The organism is Streptomyces dysideae (assembly GCF_001514305.1).
Lineage (GTDB): Bacteria > Actinomycetota > Actinomycetes > Streptomycetales > Streptomycetaceae > Streptomyces > Streptomyces dysideae.
The window spans coordinates 1-18874 of the sequence record NZ_KQ949083.1 but is presented as its reverse complement, the minus strand read 5'-3'; the positions used below and the strand labels follow the sequence as shown (position 1 = coordinate 18874).

At 71.2% G+C, this 18874-nt stretch carries 14 protein-coding genes and 3 pseudogenes; 7 read left to right on the top strand and 10 right to left on the bottom strand.

The features are described 5' to 3' along the window. Positions 1 to 164: 164 nt before the first annotated feature. Positions 165 to 2210, bottom strand: coding sequence for a hypothetical protein (locus AQJ91_RS16385; RefSeq protein WP_067021696.1), 2046 nt, complete (start codon positions 2208 to 2210; stop codon positions 165 to 167). Between the two features lie 131 nt (positions 2211 to 2341). After that, positions 2342 to 2593 carry a helix-turn-helix domain-containing protein gene (locus AQJ91_RS16380; RefSeq protein ID WP_067021695.1) on the bottom strand — a complete coding sequence of 84 codons (252 nt, stop codon included), beginning with the start codon at positions 2591 to 2593 and terminating at the stop codon, positions 2342 to 2344. A gap of 32 nt (positions 2594 to 2625) precedes the next feature. Between AQJ91_RS16380 and map the strand changes: the two genes are divergently transcribed. Then, complete coding sequence (gene map / locus AQJ91_RS16375) at positions 2626 to 3393, top strand: type I methionyl aminopeptidase (protein WP_067021693.1); 768 nt, start codon at positions 2626 to 2628, stop codon at positions 3391 to 3393. 211 nt (positions 3394 to 3604) lie between these two features. Then, on the top strand, positions 3605 to 6160 hold the full coding sequence (locus AQJ91_RS16370) for an ATP-dependent Clp protease ATP-binding subunit (RefSeq protein WP_067021691.1): 2556 nt from the start codon (positions 3605 to 3607) through the stop codon (positions 6158 to 6160). A 4-nt stretch (positions 6161 to 6164) separates the two neighbouring features. Here the strand turns inward: AQJ91_RS16370 and ggt are convergent, their stop codons facing one another. Further along, entirely contained in the window at positions 6165 to 7964 is a 1800-nt protein-coding gene (ggt, locus tag AQJ91_RS16365) for a gamma-glutamyltransferase (RefSeq protein WP_067021690.1), read from the bottom strand. A 119-nt stretch (positions 7965 to 8083) separates the two neighbouring features. Here ggt and AQJ91_RS16360 point away from each other — a divergent pair, with 119 nt between their 5' ends. From AQJ91_RS16360 to AQJ91_RS16350, 3 genes and pseudogenes are all read left to right on the top strand, one after another. Further along, the gene (locus AQJ91_RS16360; RefSeq protein ID WP_199847944.1) at positions 8084 to 8842 is read left to right on the top strand and encodes a hypothetical protein; all 759 of its coding nucleotides are present in this window, start codon (positions 8084 to 8086) and stop codon (positions 8840 to 8842) included. A gap of 116 nt (positions 8843 to 8958) precedes the next feature. Further along, a pseudogene (locus AQJ91_RS49470) lies at positions 8959 to 9457 on the top strand (CocE/NonD family hydrolase); the annotation flags it as partial. Positions 9458 to 9755: 298 nt separating this feature from the next. Next, positions 9756 to 10483, top strand: a pseudogene (locus AQJ91_RS16350) (CocE/NonD family hydrolase C-terminal non-catalytic domain-containing protein); the annotation flags it as partial. Between the two features lie 224 nt (positions 10484 to 10707). Here the strand turns inward: AQJ91_RS16350 and AQJ91_RS16345 are convergent. Both AQJ91_RS16345 and AQJ91_RS16340 read right to left on the bottom strand, forming a co-directional pair. Continuing rightward, positions 10708 to 11451: an amino acid ABC transporter ATP-binding protein gene (locus AQJ91_RS16345; RefSeq protein ID WP_067021685.1), complete on the bottom strand. Its 744-nt coding sequence runs from the start codon at positions 11449 to 11451 to the stop codon at positions 10708 to 10710. Between the two features lie 135 nt (positions 11452 to 11586). Continuing rightward, the gene (locus AQJ91_RS16340; RefSeq protein ID WP_067021682.1) at positions 11587 to 11994 is read right to left on the bottom strand and encodes a DUF6278 family protein; all 408 of its coding nucleotides are present in this window, start codon (positions 11992 to 11994) and stop codon (positions 11587 to 11589) included. Positions 11995 to 12178: 184 nt separating this feature from the next. Between AQJ91_RS16340 and AQJ91_RS16335 the strand changes: the two genes are divergently transcribed. After that, entirely contained in the window at positions 12179 to 14092 is a 1914-nt protein-coding gene (locus AQJ91_RS16335; RefSeq protein WP_234382409.1) for an SGNH/GDSL hydrolase family protein, read from the top strand. Positions 14093 to 14099: 7 nt separating this feature from the next. Here the strand turns inward: AQJ91_RS16335 and AQJ91_RS16330 are convergent, their stop codons facing one another. The 5 genes from AQJ91_RS16330 to AQJ91_RS53595 form a co-directional block, all read right to left on the bottom strand. Continuing rightward, a complete protein-coding gene (locus AQJ91_RS16330) occupies positions 14100 to 14879 on the bottom strand; it encodes an exodeoxyribonuclease III (protein WP_067021680.1) in 780 nt (259 codons plus the stop codon). Positions 14880 to 14909: 30 nt separating this feature from the next. Then, positions 14910 to 15545 (bottom strand): MBL fold metallo-hydrolase, encoded by a 636-nt coding sequence (locus AQJ91_RS16325; RefSeq protein ID WP_067021678.1) that lies wholly within the window; start codon positions 15543 to 15545, stop codon positions 14910 to 14912. A 35-nt stretch (positions 15546 to 15580) separates the two neighbouring features. Beyond that, positions 15581 to 16879: a bifunctional 3-oxoadipate enol-lactonase/4-carboxymuconolactone decarboxylase PcaDC gene (gene pcaDC, locus AQJ91_RS16320; RefSeq protein ID WP_067021676.1), complete on the bottom strand. Its 1299-nt coding sequence runs from the start codon at positions 16877 to 16879 to the stop codon at positions 15581 to 15583. Positions 16880 to 17249: 370 nt separating this feature from the next. Then, entirely contained in the window at positions 17250 to 17726 is a 477-nt protein-coding gene (locus tag AQJ91_RS55615; RefSeq protein WP_234382407.1) for a tyrosine-type recombinase/integrase, read from the bottom strand. A 129-nt stretch (positions 17727 to 17855) separates the two neighbouring features. Next, complete coding sequence (locus AQJ91_RS53595; protein ID WP_159054585.1) at positions 17856 to 17996, bottom strand: hypothetical protein; 141 nt, start codon at positions 17994 to 17996, stop codon at positions 17856 to 17858. Between the two features lie 443 nt (positions 17997 to 18439). Between AQJ91_RS53595 and AQJ91_RS16310 the strand changes: the two are divergent. Continuing rightward, positions 18440 to 18583 (top strand): annotated as a pseudogene (locus AQJ91_RS16310) (IS6 family transposase); the annotation flags it as partial. Positions 18584 to 18874: the final 291 nt, after the last annotated feature.

The window sequence follows — 18874 nt, the reverse complement described above, 5'->3', positions numbered from 1 at the left end:
GTAACCGGGCTGGTTCCAACCCGGCTGACGTTGATCGCGTAAGACTCGGTCGCTCGCCGAGCGGCCGAGCGGCGTGAGCCAGGAGTCCTCTGCTACGGCCGAGGACGGTTCGAACTCCTGTGGGTGAGGCCCCGCCATGACCGGGCCGGTCGGTGCCCGCCTGGTCAGGCGGCGAACCCGGCGACGCGCAGGGCGTGGACGAGGTCCCAGTGCCGGTCGTCCGAGACGCCCTGGGCGGCCTCCAGCAGCAGCGGTACGAGGGTCTGCGGGTCCGGCGCGGCGCTGCGGGCCGCCTCCTCCGGGGTGCGGACCCGCACGTACGCGTCGAGCAGCGCACGCACCTCGCGGCGCCGTCCCTCTGCGTCCAGCGCCAGCACGGCCTGCCCGATCTCGTCGGCGGGCCGGGCGACGCCCTGCCGCAGGATCTGCTCCCCGTCACCGGCACGCCCCGCCTCGGTCAGCGCGTCAGCGGCCTCGACCAGCCGGTCGGCGGGCAACGACGCGGCCTCCCACAGCAGCGTCGCCCAGTCGGCACCGAGCCCGGCGCGCTGCATCTCGACGGCGAGCAGCGGGAAGCGGGCGGCGGGCCAGTAGGCGGCCTCGACCAGCAGCACATGTGCCTCACCGCTACGCCCCTCACCGCGCAGCCGCACCAGCGTCTCCACGGTTCCGACGACCTCCCGCCGGTCCGCCACGTCCCGTGCCTGGGCCTGCGGCTCCGCGGGGGCGACCGCCTCGGCGGCCCCGGCGAACCGGGCCCCACGCGGGCTGCGCCGACCGGCGGCGGGCTGCGCGGGCAGGGTGGGTGCGGCGGTGGGCGGTACGACGACGGGGGCGGCGTCTTCCTCGACCATCCCGGCGAAGCGGGCACCGCCACGGCGACGTTTGCGCTGCTTGGGGGCGGGGGTGGGCTCAGGTGTGGGCGGGGTGGGGTCGGCCTGCTCGGCGCCGGAGGGATGGGATGCCGGCCAGTCGGGCTCGGGGGCGTCGGCTCCCGCCGAGTCGGACCCATCCGGGGCCCGGCCACCGGTGCGGGGCGCCGCCCGCCAGCCGGACGCACTGCCGCCAGCGGCGCGCTGCCCCGTGCGCCAGTCGTCGGGCGAGGCGTCGGCCCCTGCCGGGTCGGGCTGGTCAGGGGCATGGCGTGCGTCCCGCCAGCCAGAGGTCCCGGCGGAGTCTCCGGGGCCGGTGGAATCCCCGCGATGCCCGTCGTACTGCCCCGCCGCCCGTCCACCGCCGGCATACTGCCCATCCCGCCGGCCAGACGCCCCACCGAGGCCATCCGCCCCGGAGGAATCCGCAGGATGCCCGTCATGGCGCCCCTGCGCCCGCGCCCCGCCGGCATGCTGTCCGTCCCGCCAACCAGAAGCTCCGGTGACATCCCCTGCCCCAGGGGAATCCGCGCGCCGCCCCTCATACCGCTCCGCCGCCCCGGCACCGGCGGCGCGCTGTGCCTCGTACCAGTCGGCCGGTGCGGCCACAGGCCGCTGCCCTTCGTGCGGGTCGGGCTCGCTGGCCGGGGCCGCCTGGCGCTCGTCACGCCAACCATGCGACTCCGCCGCCGACCGCGCGTCACGCTGGTGCGGCATGTTCGTGGAGCCGGGGCCCCTGCCGTCGCCCGGCCCCGGGGACTGGTCGACGCGGAGCACGGTGCCCTCCCCCGCCCGGTCGCGTCGGATGGTCTCCGCCTGGCCGCCCGCCGTCCGACGGTCCAAGTCGGCCATCCGGGAACGGAGTTCGGCGCACCGGGCGGTGGCCCGCTCGTGGTCGTCGCGGGCCCAGGCGAGGTCGAGGCGGATGCCGTCGGCCTGTTCCTGGGTGGTCGCCGAGCCGAGCAGCCGACCCAGCTCAGCCTGCCGTTCCATGGCGTACCGCTGCTCGCGGAGCATGACGTCGAGCCGGTCCCCGAGGGCGTCCCGGCCGCCGGGCCGGGCATCGTACGCGGCGAGTGCGGCGGCATGCAGGTCACGGGCGCGTTCCGCCTCCGGGCCCACGCCACCGGGGCCGTAGTCGGCGGCGAGATCGTGCAGCAGCGCCTCCACCACATCCCACGGCGGTACTTCACGTCCGTCGAGGCAGGCCTGCATGCCGTCCGGGTCGCGCTGCCAGAACACCCCGCACCAGCCGCTACCCTGATCCAGGCGCGCCAGCAGGCCGTTCAGGTAGTTCGCGAACTCCCGCACCCGACCCGGGAGTTGATCCACTGCCATTGCCCAACTCCTGCCAGACCGGAGCACTCCGGTCCGTAAGGCAACACCAGTTGTGTTACGGGAGTGCTACGAGCAGTTTTCCGACGGGACGCAGAGTACGCCGCCCCTCCCGGAACGTGACGTGCACCCCCTCACGCGACGGCCGGCGTGCACAGCCCGGCCAGTTCGTCCATGGACAGCCCGAGCGCCCGGGCCAGTGCGGCCACCGTGAAGAAGGCGGGCGTCGGGGCACGGCCGGTCTCGATCTTGCGCAGCGTCTCCGCGGAGATCCCGGCGACCGCCGCGACCTCCGCCATGCTGCGGCCGCCGCGCGCCTCGCGGAGCAGCCGCCCGAGCCGCTCGCCGCGTTCACGCTCTTCGGGGGTCAGTGGGGTGCGCACCATGCCGTCATTCTAATACCGGTATAGTAATTGGCATGGTGGAGCTCAAGACAGACACTTCTATCGATGCGATGTACGCGGCCGGCCAGGTCGTCGGTCAGGCCCTGACGGCCGTACGGGAAGCCGCTGACGTGGGCGTTTCCCTACTGGAGCTGAACGAGCTGGCGCACGACGTGCTGCGCGGGGCGGGCGCGACCTCACCCTTCCTCGGCTATCGCCCCTCCTTCGCCCCCACGCCCTACCCCGCCGTCCTCTGCACCTCCGTCAACGACGCGATCGTGCACGGCATCCCGACCGACTACCGGCTGCGCGACGGCGACCTGCTCTCCGCCGACTTCGGCGCCGAACTCAACGGCTGGGTAGGAGACTCGGCGCTCAGCTTCACCGTCGGCACATCCCGCCCGGCCGACGTACGCCTGATCGAAACCGCCGAGCGCGCCCTGGCCGCCGGCATCGAGGCGGCCGTCGTCGGCAACCGCATCGGCGACATCGCCCACGCGATCGGCAAGGTCTGCCGCGCGGCCGGCTACGGCATCCCCGAGGGCTTCGGCGGCCACGGAGTGGGCCGCCGCATGCACGAGGACCCCCCGGTCCCCAACGAGGGCCGCCCCGGCCGAGGCCTCCCTCTCAGACACGGCATGGTCCTGGCCCTCGAGCCCATGCTGATCGCCAGCGGCAAGGACGACTACCACGAGGCCCCTGACGGCTGGACCCTACGAACGAACGACGGTTCGCGAGCGGCTCACGCAGAGCACACGGTGGCGATCACAGAGGCAGGGCCGAGGATCCTCACGGCAAGGTGACCGACCTCCGGGGGCGCGGGGCTGTGTCGATTTGCGGCTCCGCCGCGTGGGCGCGACCAGCCCCCACCGGCCCGCAGCCGCGAGACCGCGGCAAGCCGCAAACTGGGGCGTTCCTGCGCATGCCCAGCGCAACGGAACGTGCAATCGTGGCATAAGCGACCCACACCCGGGTTACCCGGCTCCGTCCAGTCGTCTGCGAAGGAACCGAACCATGACCAGCGGCTACCTCGGCCCGGAGGGCGACGCCTTCGGAGAATTCCTCGCCCGCTTCTTCGGCGGCCCCCGCCCCGGCCCCCGCCAGATCAACATCGGCCAGCTCCTCAGTCAGCCGGCGAGGGAACTGGTGCGCGGCGCCGCCCAGTACGCCGCCGAGCACGGCAGCCGGGACCTCGACACCCAGCACCTGCTGCGGGCCGCCCTCGCCGCCGAACCGACCCGGACCCTGCTCAGCAGGGCCGGTGCGAACCCCGACGAGCTGGCGTCGGAGATCGACGAGCGGTCCGGCCCGGTCCAGCACCCGCCGGGCGAGGCACCCCCGCCGACCTCGCTCTCGCTCACCCCCGCCGCCAAGCGCGCCCTGCTGGACGCGCACGACCTGGCCCGGGCCCGCGGCGCCGGCTACATCGGCCCGGAGCACGTGCTCAGCGCCCTCGCGGCGAACCCCGACTCCGCGGCCGGCCACATCCTCAACGCGGCCCACTTCGCCCCCTCCGGCATGCCGCCCGACTCCCCCGACACCGCGCAGGCGCCCCGCACCGACCACGGCACCCGGCCGCGCGGCGCGGCCACCGTCACCCCGACCCTCGACAAGTACGGCCGTGATCTCACCGACCTGGCGCACCAGGGCCGTGTCGATCCGGTGATCGGCCGGGACGAGGAGATCGAGCAGACCATCGAGGTGCTCTCCCGGCGCGGGAAGAACAACCCGGTGCTGATCGGCGACGCGGGCGTCGGCAAGACCGCGATCGTGGAGGGCCTGGCGCAGCGGATCGCCGACGGCGACGTGCCGGACGTGCTCGCCAGCCGCCGGGTGGTCGCCCTGGACCTGACGGGCGTGGTCGCCGGCACCCGCTTCCGCGGCGACTTCGAGGAGCGCCTCAACAACATCGTCGGCGAGATCCGCTCCCACTCGGACGAACTCATCGTGTTCATCGACGAGTTGCACACCGTCGTGGGCGCCGGTGGCGGCGGCGAGGGCGGTTCCATGGACGCCGGCAACATCCTCAAGCCGGCGCTGGCCCGCGGCGAGCTGCACGTCGTGGGCGCCACGACGCTGGAGGAGTACCGCCGTATCGAGAAGGACGCGGCGCTCTCCCGCCGCTTCCAGCCGATCCTGGTCCCCGAGCCGACGGCCGCGGACGCGATCGAGATCCTGCGTGGTCTGCGCGACCGCTACGAGGCCCACCACCAGGTCCGCTACACCGACGACGCGCTGACCGCCGCCGTGGAGCTGTCCGACCGCTATCTCACCGACCGCCGGCTGCCCGACAAGGCCATCGACCTGATCGACCAGGCAGGCGCCCGGGTCCGGCTGCGCGCCCGGACCAAGGGCACGGACGTACGGGCCATGGAGCGCGAGGTCGAGCAGCTGACCCGGGACAAGGACCAGGCGGTCGCCGACGAGCAGTACGAGCAGGCGACCCAGCTACGGGACCGCATCGTGGAGTTGAAGCAGCGGATCGCGGAGGCCTCCGGCGGTGAGGAGGCCGACGAGGGGCTGCATCTGGAGGTCACCACGGAGGCCATCGCCCAGGTGGTGTCCCGGCAGACCGGCATCCCGGTCGCCAGCCTCACCCAGGAGGAGAAGGACCGCCTCCTGGGCCTGGAGGAGCATCTGCACGAACGGGTCGTCGGCCAGGACGAGGCGGTGCGCGTGGTCGCCGACGCGGTGCTGCGGTCCCGCGCGGGACTGGCCAGCCCGGACCGGCCGATCGGGAGCTTCCTCTTCCTCGGCCCGACCGGCGTCGGCAAGACCGAGCTGGCCCGTACGCTCGCCGAGGCGCTGTTCGGCAGCGAGGAGCGGATGGTCCGCCTCGACATGAGCGAGTACCAGGAACGGCACACGGTCAGCCGGCTGGTCGGCGCCCCGCCCGGCTACGTCGGCCATGAGGAGGCCGGCCAGCTCACGGAGGTGGTGCGCAGGCACCCGTACTCGCTGCTCCTGCTCGACGAGGTGGAGAAGGCGCACCCGGACGTCTTCAACATCCTCCTGCAGGTCCTGGACGACGGGCGGCTGACCGACTCCCAGGGCCGGACGGTGGACTTCACCAACACGGTCATCGTGATGACCAGCAACCTCGGCTCCGAGGCGATCATCCGGCGCGGTGCCGGCATCGGTTTCGGCCCGGGTGGCGCGGAGGCCGACGAGGAGGCGCGGCGCGAGCAGATCCTGCGGCCGCTGCGTGAGCACTTCCGGCCCGAGTTCCTCAACCGCATCGACGAGATCGTCGTCTTCCGGCAGCTCACCACTGACCAGCTGGAGCAGATCACCAACCTGCTCCTGGACAAGACCCGCCGTCTGCTGCACGCGCAGGGCGTCACGGTCGACTTCACGGGCCCGGCCGTCGACTGGCTGTCCCGGCGCGGCTACCAGCCCGAGTACGGCGCCCGCCCGCTGCGCCGCACCATCCAGCGTGAGGTCGACAACGAGCTGTCCCGGCTGCTCCTGGACGGCCGGGTCGCCGAGGGCGGCCGGGTGACGGTGGACGTCGAGGACGGACGGCTCGCGTTCCGTACGGAACAGGAGCCGCCCGCCCCGGAGTTGTGATCCGCTACGGCACCGGGTGGACGACCATCGCCGAGCCGCCGCCCCGCCGTACCTTCTCGGCGGCGGCCAGCCACTTCCCGTTCGGCAGCCGCTGTACGGCCGTGGCCGCACCGATCTCGGGGTTCAGCCGGAAGGAGTGCCCGACGGCCTCCAGCCGCGCCTTCGACTCGCTGTTGTAGAGGCCGGGTTCGAGGTCGGTCTGGGCGCCGTTGCGCTGGCTGGCGCGCGGCGCGGCGATCGCGTCGACGAGCGGCAGCCCGCGGTCGAGGAACCCGGTCAGGGTCTGCAGCACGGTGGTGATGATGGTCGCCCCGCCCGGCGAACCGAGCGCCACCACGGGCTTGTCGTGCTGGTCCAGCACGATGGTCGGCGCGATCGACGACCGGGGCCGCTTGCCAGGGCCGGGCAGGTTCGGGTCGTGGACGGCCGGGTTGGCCGGGGTGAAGGAGAAGTCCGTCAGCTCGTTGTTGAGGATGAAGCCACGGCCGGGCACGGTGATGCCGCTGCCGCCGGTCTGCTCGATGGTGAGCGTATAGGCGACGACGTTGCCCCACTTGTCGGCGGCCGTGAGATGCGTCGTGCTGTCGCCCTCGTACGTCGTCGGCGCCGCCGTTCCGCCGGTGGCGCAGGCCGCCGGGTCGCGCGGGTCGCCGGGAGCGAGGGGGCTGGTGAGGACCGCGTCGTCCTTGATGAGGCACGCCCGCGAGTCGGCGTACTTCTGCGACAGCAGTTCCTTCGCCGGCACGTCCTCGAAGGCGGGGTCGCCGACCCAGCGCCCGCGGTCCGCGAACGCGATCCGGCTGGCCTCGATGTAGCGGTGCAGGTACTGGTCCTCGCCGGCCTTCGAAAGGTCGGTCCCCTCAAGGATGTTGAGGGCCTCGCCGACAGTCGTGCCGCCGGAGGAGGAGGGCGCGATGGAGTAGACGCCGAGGCCGCGGTACGAGGTCTTCGTCGGCTTCTGGAGCTTGGCGCGGTAGGCCGCGAGGTCCTTGACGGACAGTTCGCCCGGGCGGGCGTTCCAGCCCGAACCGGGGTCCACGGGCGGCTCGTTCACGGTGTCGACGATGTCCTCGGCGAGGTCGCCGCGGTAGAGCGCGCCGACGCCCTTCCGGCCCAGTTCCGCGTAAGTACGGGCGAGATCGGGGTTCTTGAAGGTGGAGCCGACGACCGGGAGTTCGCCGTCCGGCAGGAACAGCTCGGCGCTGTCCGGGAAGTAGCGGAACCGGGTCTCGTTCGACGCGGTCTGGGAGCGGAAGGTGGCGTCGACGACGAAACCGTCGCGGGCGAGGCGCTCGGCGGGCCGGAGCAGCGTGCCGAGCTTTCTGCTGCCCCACTTGTCCAGTGCCGTCTGCCAGGTGGCGGGCGTGCCCGGCGTGCCCACGCCGAGGCCACTGCTGACGGCCTGGGCGAAGGGGATCGCCTTGCCGTCCTCCACGAAGAGGTCGGAGCCGGCGGTCAGGGGTGCGGTCTCCCGGCCGTCGATGGTGTGCACCGTACGGGACTTGGCGTCGTAGTAGACGAAGTAGCCGCCTCCGCCGATGCCGGCGGAGTAGGGCTCGGTGACGCCGAGCGCGGCGGCCGTGGCGACGGCGGCGTCGACGGCGTTGCCGCCCTTCCTCAGGACCTCGATGCCGGCGGCGGAGGCGTCCGCGTCGACGCTCGCGACGGCACCGCCGTAGCCGACTGCCACCGGGACTTTCTCGGCTGTGCCGGTCTCGGTGGTGGGTGGCCCCGCCGCCCCCACCGACACCACGGCGGCCGAGACCGCCAGGACCGCCAGATTCCGCGCGACAGGGCGACGCATCCGCACCTCCAGTAAAAGGCCGTTGACGCAGCCTAATCGATCGCCATGCCCCCGTCAGCCCGGCCTCAACAGCCCCGTCTCGAACACCGGTTTGCGTTCGCCCGCTACCATGCGCGCCCATGAATGACGACGTGCGCAACATCGTCCTGGGCGTGGTCGCGGCCGGTATCAGTGCCGCGCTCGGCTGGCTGGCCCGCACCTACCTCTGGAAGCGGAAGCTCCGCCGGAAGCAGGCCTTCTTCGGGCTGCCCGACAACTCCGAGTCGCTGCTCGTCGTCAACCGCGACGCGGGCAGCCCCGACCTCGCGGTGCACCGCTACGACGTGTTCGCGCTCCTGGAGCTCTCCGCGCTCATCAAGGACTGCGGCGCGCACGCCGAGGTGATCACCCAGGACGCGGCCCGGCAGGGCTTCGGGGAGCGCACCGAGTTCTGCGTCGGCGGCCCCGGATCGAACCGGCGGATGGCGGCCCATATGCACGCCATGCTGCCGGGGGTGCGGGTGAACACCGACCCGGACCCGGGCCCGGACCGGCTGGCGTTCCAGATCGGCAGCGAGCGCTACCGCATGGAACCCGGCCTGACCGAGTACGTGCTGCTGGCACGGCTCACGGCCGGACAGCCGGGCCTGTCCCGGCCGGTCTTCCTGTTCTGCGGCCAGCGCGCGATCACCAACCAGGCCGCGACCCGCTACCTCGCCCGCAACCACGAACGGCTCTCCCGCAAGCACGGCAGCGGCTCCTTCGTACTGCTGCTGAAGGTCGTCAACTCGCAGGCCTACGGCCCGGACGTCGTCGAGCTGGTCGCGGACGTGACGCGGGCGGCACAGGCACCGCTGCCGGCACCCGCCCTTCCCCGGAACTCACACCGTGCCTCCTGAGTTTTCACACACTTCAACAATCGTTACTCCCGCGTAACTTACTCACGGGTTACCTGCGGTAAGAGCCCGAGGTTACCGTCTGGTCACTTTGCATTGACACGAGTGAGGAGTGACCCGTGGGACACCATCGCAAGGCCCTGCGCACGACCGCCGTGGGCGCCGTCTCCGCGTCCCTGATCGCCGATGGCGCCCTCGGGCTCGCCCCCGCCGCCCAGGCGGCCCCGAACAGCGTCCGCTTCGTCGACATCAGCGGCGACGGCGGCACCACCCTCAAGGCGAACGTCGTGACGCCCGCGGGCGCCGACGGCACCCGCCGCTACCCGCTGCTCGTGCTGCCCACGAGGTGGGGCCTGCCCCAGGTCGAATACTTCGCGCAGGCCCAGCAGCTCGCGAACTCCGGCTATGTCGTGGTCAGTTACAACGTGCGCGGCTTCTGGCAGTCCGACGGCGAGATAGAAGTGGCGGGCCCACCCGACATAGCCGACGCCTCCAAGGTCATCGACTGGGCACTCGCCAACACCCCCGCCGACGCGGGCCACATCGGCATGGCGGGCGTCTCGTACGGCGCCGGCATCAGCCTGCTCACCGCCGCGCACGACAAATGGGCCCAGGCGCCAGCACCAACACGAACTGAACCGAAGCGGTCACACAGAGCAACTCCGCGCTGCTACTCTGGCTGCGTTGACGGAGACAACCAAGCCGCCAACACACCGAGCAGCTCACGCAGTTGCTCCGACGGCCGGGAGGGTCGCCGTAGGACAGGCATGACCTGTCAAATTCCCCGGAGCGATCCAGGGGAGAGTCTCCCGCACCCGCGGGAGAGAACTCCAATCCGGCCGCACCCAGCACGACAGCGGCCCGACACGGTAAGCGGGGCCCGGTATCCACCGGGCCCCTTACCTTTCCTCCCGACCACCCCGGCGACCACGCGACCGCCGAGCTCACCGGCCTGTTCGGGCTGCCCAACGACGTGTGGACGGACACCCGGCGCTGGTTCGACCACTACCTCAGGGGCGCCGACAACGGCATCGACCGCGAGCAGCCGGTACGGCTCAAATCCCGTTCCACGGGCGGCTACGAGGGCTACCCGGACTGGAAGTCGGTCGGCGCGACGCACCGGAAGATCGCCCTCGCGGGCACGACCACGATCCGCGCGAACGTGAACTCGGAAGCGGACGGCGGGGTCGTCTTCCTGTCCAGCATCCTCGACCAGGTGGCCCAGTTGCCCCCGATGGCCTCGATCCCGCTGCTCCCCCGCCGCTGGGCCGCCGTATGGCAGTCGGAGAAGTACGCCACCGCCCAACAGGTGCGCGGCACGGCCGGGTTGCACACCACGGTGACACCGACCAAGGAGAGCGGCACCCTCGTCGCGTACCTCTACGACGTGGGGCCGCTCGGCCTCGGCAAGCTGGTCAGCAACGCGCCGTACACCTTCCACGGGCGGACGCCCGGAGAGCCGTTCGGCGTAGACCTGGAGCTGTTCTCCACGGCCTACGACGTCCCGGCAGGCACCGTCTCGCCCTGGTCGTCGACACGGTCGACCCGCTCTACATCGAGCACAACCCGTCCGGCGCGCAGCTGACCTTCTCCTCGCCGGCGAACGACCCGTCATACGTGACGGTCCCGCTGCGCGAGCAGTGATCTCCGGCCGGCGCCGGCCGGGTATGGCTCTGTGACTGCTGCCCCCGGGCCCCAAGGTTCCTAGGGGCCGTGAGGGGATCCCCACCCGGCAGCAGCGTCCCTGGGTCCGGCCGGGGTGACAGCCGCGGCCTCGGGGCGGGAGGGAACATCGTAGTCGAGGTCCGGCGCGACGGACTTCCGGACGTGATGGAACGCCGTTGTTCTCCCCATGGTCCGCGCCCCGCTCAGTGCTTGAGGATCTTGGAGAGGAAGTCCTTGGCGCGGTCGCTGCTGGGGTTGGTGAAGAACTCCTCGGGGGTGCGGTCCTCGACGATGCGGCCGTCGTCCATGAACAGGACGCGGTTGGCGGCCGAGCGGGCGAAGCCCATCTCATGGGTGACGACGACCATCGTCATACCCTCGCGGGCGAGCTGCTGCATGACCTCCAGGACCTCGTTGATCATCTCCGGGTCGAGGGCCGAGGTCGGCTCGTCGAACAGCATCAGCTTCGGGTCCATCGCCAGGGCCCGGGCGATGGCCACGCGCTGCTGCTGGCCGCCGGAGAGCTGCGCCGGGTACTTGTCCGCCTGGTCGGCCAGGCCGACGCGGTCGAGGAGCTGACGGGAGCGCTCGTCGGCCTGCTCCTTCTTGCGCCCCCGGACCTTGACCTGCCCCAGCGAGATGTTCTGCCGAACCGTCTTGTGGGCGAAGAGGTTGAAGGACTGGAAGACCATCCCGACCTCGGCGCGGAGCCGCGCCAGGGCCTTGCCCTCCTCGGGGAGCGGCTGTCCGTCCAGTCTGATGGTGCCGGAGTGGATGGTCTCCAGCCGGTTGATCGCCCTGCACAGTGTGGACTTGCCCGACCCCGAGGGGCCGATGACCACGACCACCTCCCCCTTGCCGACGGCGAGGTTGATGTCCTGCAGGACATGCAGCTCCCCGAAGTACTTGTTGACGTCACGCAGCTCGATCAATGGATCGGTGGCCATTCGCAGCCCTACTCACTCTCAGCTGTGTCGTGGTTGCCGCAAACTATCCGGGCAATCATTAACTTACGTTACGACACGCACTTTTCGGGCATTAGCCGTATTTACGTCGAACTGTGGACAGCGGTTCGATGGGTTTCACGTCTCCGCGACCTCTCCGTACAGCTGCGACAGCTCGGGCACACCGCTGGCCGCCCACGCATGTCCCGAGGCTACGACATCGAACTCACGGCCGGAGGCGAGCCGCACGACCGGCTGGCCGTTCGGCCAGATCTCCCAGGCGGCACCGGGCACGGTCCGCACGATGACGGTGCCCAGATACAGACCGGCGTCGTTGCCCAGCCAGGACAGCACCTCCTCGTCGTCCCGCCAGCGCGGCACCAACTGGTCGAGCGCCTCCAACGAGGCTGCGGTGTCGTCGAGTTGGACGCCCTCCCGGGAGGCCAGGGAGCGCAGGAGTTCACATTCGGCGAGGAGTTCGGCGATGCCCTCCGGGTCGGGGGTCCCGCGCTTCTCGGGCCGGTTGCCCAGAAAAGGGATCTTCATACACCCAGCGTGTCATTCGTACCGCCGTACGCACCACAGGCGCGCGGGTGGTCGATTCCAGTCGACTTCACGCCGAGTTCAGGCATGGCTCGTTGACGGGTCCCGGGTGTCTCTCTAGCTTCTCGATGCGTCTTTCGTCTCGACGTGAACGGTTGTGCGCTGTCGTGAGCGGGAGGAGTCGGCCGTGCGTCGACGTGTGTGCAGTTCAGCGGTCGTCCTCGCCCTGTTCGCGGCGCTGGTGCCGTGGACTTCGGCACGGGCCGCCACCGCGCAGAGAGCCGAGCCGCTCCCGCTGGAGCGGCTCTTCGACAACACGGCGGTCAGCGACGACGCCCGGCCCGGCGAAGCGGACTTCGACGGTTCGGGCGCCTCGCTGTCGGCCCAGGACCTCACGGCCGCCGGCTGGACCCCCGGCGCCCAGCTGACCGTGCAGGGCGCCCGGCTGACCTGGCCGCGCCCCCGGCCGGGCGAGCCCGACAACGTCCGCGCCGACGGCCAGGACGTCCGTGTGAGCGGCCGCGGCGGCGCGCTCGCCTTCCTGGTCGCCGGCACGGACGGCGCCCGCGGAGCCGCAGGGGCGCGCCGGTGTCGAGAGGCCATGGGGGTCCCTCCGCTCGAGCGAAGTCGAGAGTGGGGGAGCGCGGAGGCCCGAAGGGCTGAGCACGGTCGGTCTCTCGACACCGGCTGGAGCGCCCCGGAGGCGGAGCAATGTGACGCCGTGAGTGGCTCGGGCACGGTGGCGTACACGAACGGCGCCCGCTCCGCGTACCGCCTCACCGCCCCCGACTGGCGCACCGGCCCGCTCGCCACGAAGGCGGTGGCCCTGCCGCACCTCAACACCCCCGGCGGCCAACTCGCCGAGCAGGCACGGCTGTACGTCGTGACGGTGCCGCTGGTGACGGGGCGCGAGGTCGCCTCCGTACGACTGCCGCACGCGGCCGGAATGCATGTGTTCGCGGTGGCGGTGCGGGCCTCCACCCCGGGCTGGACGGGGAGTTGGACGACCTCGACGGGCGGTTATCCGACTGTGGGGCCGTGGACCGACCGGACGCTGCGGCTGGTGGTGCACACCTCGGTGGGCGGGCCGCGGGTGCGGCTGCGGTTCGACAACACGTTCGCGGCGGCGCCGGTACGGATCGGCAGCGCCACGGTGGCCGTTCAGGAGGCGGGCGCGGCGGCGCGAGGTACGCCGGTGCCGGTGGCCTTCCGGGGTGCGGCGGGCGTCGGGATTCCGGCGGGGGCGCAGGCGTACAGCGATCCGCTCGGCTTCGACGTGCCTGCGGACGCCAATCTGCTGGTGAGCTTCCATCTGCCCGGGACGGTGCCGGCGGCGCCCGTGCACCGGCTCGCGCAGCAGCGGTCGTATCTGAGCGGACCGGGCGACCACACGGCGGACGCCTCCGCGGCACCGTACCCCACGGTGCTGACGAGCTGGCCGCTGCTGACCGGGGTGGACGTGGGCGGCGGGCCGGGGTCCGTGGTGCTGTTCGGGGACTCGATCACCGACGGTGACAAGTCCACGCCGGACGCGAACCGGCGGTGGCCCAATGTGCTGGCCACCCGGCTGCTGAACCAGACCGTGGTGCCGCGCTATGGGGTGCTCAACCAGGGGATCTCGGGGAACCGTGTGGTCACCGACCGCTATCCCGGCGACGGGGTCTCGACGGACACGGCCGGGGTGAGCGCCCTGAACCGCTTCGACCGGGATGTGCTCGCCCAGACGTCGGCCCGTACGGCGGTGGTGTTCGAGGGCGTCAACGACGTGCGGTGGGGCACGACCGCGGAGCAGGTGATCGCGGGCCTGCGGGAGATCGCGGACCGGGGGCGGGCGCGGGGGCTGCGGATGCTGGCGGCGACGATCCTGCCGTGCGAGGGCGAGACGCGCTGCACGGCCGCAGCCGACGCCGAGCGGGTCGCGGTGAACGCGTGGATCCGGGACTCCGGGGTGTTCGACGGCGTGCTCGACTTCGACGGCGTGCTCCGCGACCCCGCGCACCCGGCGCGGATACTGCCCGCCTACGACAGCGGGGACCATCTGCACCCCGGGGACGCGGGGTTGGCGGCGCTGGCGGAGTCGGTCGACCTGAGACTGCTGTAGATCAGATCTACAGGTCCAGGTCCACGACCACCGGCGCGTGATCGGACGCGCCCTTGCCCTTGCGCTCCTCACGGTCGACGTACGCGTCGGTGACCGACTTGGCGAACGGCTCGTTGCCGTAGACCAGGTCGATGCGCATGCCGCGGTTCTTCGGGAAGCAGAGCTGGCGGTAGTCCCAGTACGTGTACGGGTGCTCGTACTTCAAGGGGCGCGGGATCACGTCGGACAGGCCGGACTCGCGCAGGGAGGCGAGGGCGGCGCGCTCGGCGGGGGTGACGTGGGTGAGGCCCTCGAAGGCGGCCACGTCGTAGACGTCGTCGTCCGTCGGCGCCACGTTGTAGTCGCCCAGCACCGCGAACGGGCGGCTGCCGCCCGCGTCGCCCGCGACAGCCGCCTTGAGGGACTCGAACCACTGGAGCTTGTAGGCGTAGTGGGGGTGGTCCACCTCGCGGCCGTTCGGCACGTACACCGACCAGACGCGGACCGGGCCGCAGGTCGCGGAGATGGCGCGGGGCTCCTCGGCGCCGTCGTAGCCGGGGTCGCCGGGCAGCCCCTTGACCACTTCCTTGAGGCCTACACGGGAGAGCACCGCCACGCCGTTCCACCGGCCGGTGGCGTTGACCGCCGCCTCGTAACCGAGGCCACGCAGCTGGTCGAACGGGAACTGCTCCTCGGCGACCTTGGCCTCCTGGAGGCACAGCACGTCGGTGCCGCTGCTCTCCAGCCAGGCCAGGAGCCTCGGCAGGCGGGCGGTGATCGAGTTCACGTTCCAGGTCGCGATGCGCATGCCTCACAACCTACCCGGCGGGTCTGACAGTCACAGGAGCGTGGTCTCCCCCGGCGCCAGCCGGAGATGCTCCGAGCCGCCGAGCGCGCCGATCTGGTTGTCGTAGATCGGGCGGGCGAGGTCGGTGAGCAGGGCGTCGTGGATGTCGTAGGCGCGCCGCGGCTTGACCTCGCGGACGTAGTCGATGACCTCGGCGATCTTGTTCCAGGGCGCCATGACCGGGAGCATCAGCGTCTCGACGGCGTGGTCGGGGACGGTGAGGGCGTCGCCCGGGTGGAAGACCTTGCCGGCGTCGACGAGGTAGCCGACGTTGGTGATGCGCGGGATGTCGGGGTGGATCACGGCGTGCAGCTCGCCGTGCACCTGGACGTCGAAGCCGGCGGCCGTGAACGTGTCGCCGTGGCCGACGGTGTGGACGCGACCGGGGAAGGCGGCGGAGATCTTCTCCGCGACCGACGCGAGGGTCCAGATCTCGGCGGCCGGGTTCGCTTCCATGGCCGCCCGCAGTCGCTCCTCGTTGAAGTGGTCGGGATGCTCGTGTGTGACGAGGATCGCGTCCGCGCCGACGGCGGCGTCCTCCTCGCTGAATCCCCCGGGGTCGAGGACGAGCGTCTGCCCGTCCTTCTCGAGGCGGACGCAGGCGTGCGACTTCTTCGTGAGCTTCATGGGCACCATCCTGCCCCCCGGCCGGGAAGCCGGGCTCACTCGGTGGGAGTGGTCTCCTCCCTTATGACCTGCTGGGCGACCTTGAACGCGCTGTTCGCCGCGGGTACGCCGCAGTAGACGGCCGCCTGGAGCAGCACTTCCTTGATCTCGTTCGGGGTGAGGCCGTTGCGCAGGGCGGCGCGGGTGTGGAAGGCGAGTTCGTCCAGGTGGCCGCCGGCGACCAGGGCGGTGAGGGTGACGCAGCTGCGGGAGCGGCGGTCGAGGCCGGGTCTGTCCCAGATCTCGCCCCAGGCGTAGCGGGTGATGAACTCCTGGAAGTCCCCCGAGAACTCGTCGGCCTGCGCCAGCGCCCGGTCCACGTGCGCGTCGCCGAGCACCTCGCGGCGCACCTTGATCCCCGCGTCGTACGGGTCGGGCCGCCCCGACGTCTGCGGCGGTACGGCGACGGCCGGGGCGATCTCGGCGATCGGCGCGGGCTGCGGGGCCGCGGCCAGCACGGGCTTGACGGGCGCCGCCTGGATCGCCATCTGGCCGGTCGTCGAGTCGAAGGCGGGCTGCCAGGCGGTGGAGAAGTGCCGGACGAGGAGATCGGTGACGGCGGCGGGCTGCTCGACCGGTACGAGATGGGAGGCGCCGGGTACGACTGCGAGGCGGGCGTCCGGTATGCCGGCGACGAGGGTGCGGGCCTCGGCGGGGCCGGTGACCTGGTCGTCGGAGCCGACGAGGACGAGGGTGGGGACGCCGACGCGGCCGAGTTCGCCCCGTACGTCGAAGGAGGCGAGCGCCTCGCAGGCGGTGATGTAGCAGCCGGGGTCGGTGGTGCGGACCATCTGCACGGCCCAGTCGGTGATCGCGGGCTGGGCGGCGGCGAAACCGGTGGTGAACCAGCGGTCGGGGGAGCTCCGGGCGATGGGGTCGAGGCCGTTCGTGCGAACGATCACTCCGCGCTGCCGGAACTCGTCGGCCGTGCCGAAGCGCGGGGACGCGGCGATGAGCGCGAGCGAGGCGAGCCGCTCCGGGTGGCGCAGGGCCAGCTCGATGCCGATCGCGCCGCCGAACGCACAGCCCGCGTAGCCGAAGCGCTGCACGCCGAGGCCCTCGAGGGTGACGAGCAGGCGTCCGGCGAGATCGGCGAGCGAGCCCGCCGGGTACGCGGGGGCACCGCCGTGTCCCGGCAGGTCGAACCGAAAGACACGCCACTGCTTCGTCAGCTCGGGCACCTGCCGGTCCCACATGTGCCATGTGGTACCAAGTGAGGGCCCCAGGATCAGGACAGGGGCGTCTTCTGGCCCGTCAAAGCGGTATTGCAGGGCGCTCTTCGGTGTCTCACTCACTCGCCTGACCCTCTCATCTGTCACGAGATGTCACATCGCCGGGGGAGGGTGGACCTAGCGGGCCTTGCCCTGCTCCGGCGCTGCCGGACCTGCCGACGAGAGTCCAGGTACATGTCCTCCGGCGTGCACTCGTGGCCGTGTCGACAGTAGGTCCTCCGGGCGCGTGCCGTCCCTCAGTCGCTACGAGCAAGGCTCTCCCCTCTTGGGCACCCCCGGGCGGTTCGGGTTGCAGCATCGAGTGTGATGGCACGTACGAGGCTCGGCGTGACTCACCTGGAAACCTTCCAGAGTCCCGCCCAACAGCAGCTTGAACACCACACACGGTGAACAAGATCTGTCCCCGCTTGGCTCGGCTGGTAGTCCGCGTGGCTCACGCTTGCCCCTCCTCCGCAACCCCGTGCAGGCCATCCCAAGTGGTGGCAGCTTCGCGAAGATCCTCTGCATCCGGCTTGACGTACCACCGCTTGGTCGTCTTGATATTTGTGTGCCCGGCCCATCGCGCGAGGATGTGATCCGGGACACCGTTGTTGGCCAGGAAGGTGAAGCACGGCGAGCGTGCGTCGTAGAGCCTGACGCGACGGAGCCCGAGAAGCTCCATAAGCCGGTACGCGCGCCGGCTAAGTTGCTTGATCGTAAAGGCATCGCCCGCCTGGTGCACCAGCACGTGGCCGGACACCGTGTACGCCTCCCCCAGAGCGAGCCTCTCCTGTGCTTGGAGAGCCCGGAATGCTTTGGGTGTAGCTCGGCGCTGCACGACGAACTCCGCCTGCTCCTCTTCGTCTCGCAGTCCCTCTTCGAAGACCGTGCGCTCCTCCGGGTAGAACGAGCTGATCCCCGCGGCGTCCATCGCTGCCTGACTCTGCTGATGCCCCAGTCGAAGCGGTCCTGGACGGGCTTTCCGAGGACCGTGACCCACTCCGTGGGCGTGGCGATGAGCGGAGCCAGGTAGCCATCCGGCCTCGCGTGTTCGGGAAGGTCATCGCAGCCCGCTGCTGTAGATCATCGCCACGACCACCAGTGCAGGAAACAGGAGGTCGGCCCGGCGCACGGTTTGGACCGCGACCAGGCGGTGCCCGCCGCCTTCGGCACCGGCGGCCAGGGCGAGCAGCTCCCCCACCGTGAACGCCTCTTCTTCCAGGCCCGCTCACTTGGCGATGCCGTACCCGGCCACGTTCCCGGCTGCCACGGCTTCCTCGAGGACGACGAACCCGCACCGCGTTCTACCCGAAGAAGAACCGTGACCACGACCCGCCCCGGCACCTACCAGCACCTCGCCGAAGGGCATTGTCACGTTGACTGAGCGGGGTGGGATGATCTTGTGGTTGATCGCGTCTGGATGGGATCGCCTGTCTATAAGCACGAGTTCGGGTACCAGCGCACCAGGTTCTTTTGGCTCCGACAGCCGTTCGACCGCCGGCCCGGTGATGGGCTGATGCACAGGCGCAGCCAGCGAGAAGAGGCAGTCAGGGGCCGGGGTGAACGGTCGGCCACCGGTTCGACGGTGGTACCAAAACTCGTCCGTACCGTGGTGCCCATTCACGTGCTTACAGACAATCGCCCGTGTCGTCCGCGTCGCCGTCGTACAAGGGGCACCGGTACCCGGTCGAGATCATCTCGCACTGCATGTGGCTGTACTTCCGGTTCCCGCTCAGCTTCCGCGAGGTCGAGGAGCTCATGCTGGAGCGCGGCGTCATCGTGTCCTACGCCGACACCCGGACCGGCCACACTCCAGCACGCTGCCAGGCACTCACGCACCCAACAACGTGACAGCGCCCGACCGAGGCGTGTACGTGGCCGGCGTGTCCACCATGTACCGCACTGCGCGAGCATGACGAGGTCCGTGAGCGTCGCCGCAACGCCGTCCACCCAGCGCACGCCAAACCGGAACTGCCGGCCACCCGTCCGAACGAGATCCGGTCCCGGGACATAACGCGGCTGCGCAGACCGGCCAAACGGGTCCGGATGGTCGGCGTCCGCGCCGACGTCCTGACCGCC

Bases quoted from the DNA above. Each gene is read 5' to 3' on its own strand.
- AQJ91_RS16385 (WP_067021696.1), bottom strand. From the start codon at position 2,210: ATGGCAGTGGATCAACTCCCGGGTCGGGTGCGGGAGTTCGCGAACTAC.
- AQJ91_RS16380 (WP_067021695.1), bottom strand. From the start codon at position 2,593: ATGGTGCGCACCCCACTGACCCCCGAAGAGCGTGAACGCGGCGAGCGG.
- map (WP_067021693.1), top strand. From the start codon at position 2,626: ATGGTGGAGCTCAAGACAGACACTTCTATCGATGCGATGTACGCGGCC.
- AQJ91_RS16370 (WP_067021691.1), top strand. From the start codon at position 3,605: ATGACCAGCGGCTACCTCGGCCCGGAGGGCGACGCCTTCGGAGAATTC.
- ggt (WP_067021690.1), bottom strand. From the start codon at position 7,964: ATGCGTCGCCCTGTCGCGCGGAATCTGGCGGTCCTGGCGGTCTCGGCC.
- AQJ91_RS16360 (WP_199847944.1), top strand. From the start codon at position 8,084: ATGAATGACGACGTGCGCAACATCGTCCTGGGCGTGGTCGCGGCCGGT.
- AQJ91_RS16345 (WP_067021685.1), bottom strand. From the start codon at position 11,451: ATGGCCACCGATCCATTGATCGAGCTGCGTGACGTCAACAAGTACTTC.
- AQJ91_RS16340 (WP_067021682.1), bottom strand. From the start codon at position 11,994: ATGAAGATCCCTTTTCTGGGCAACCGGCCCGAGAAGCGCGGGACCCCC.
- AQJ91_RS16330 (WP_067021680.1), bottom strand. From the start codon at position 14,879: ATGCGCATCGCGACCTGGAACGTGAACTCGATCACCGCCCGCCTGCCG.
- AQJ91_RS16325 (WP_067021678.1), bottom strand. From the start codon at position 15,545: ATGAAGCTCACGAAGAAGTCGCACGCCTGCGTCCGCCTCGAGAAGGAC.
- AQJ91_RS55615 (WP_234382407.1), bottom strand. From the start codon at position 17,726: ATGGACGCCGCGGGGATCAGCTCGTTCTACCCGGAGGAGCGCACGGTC.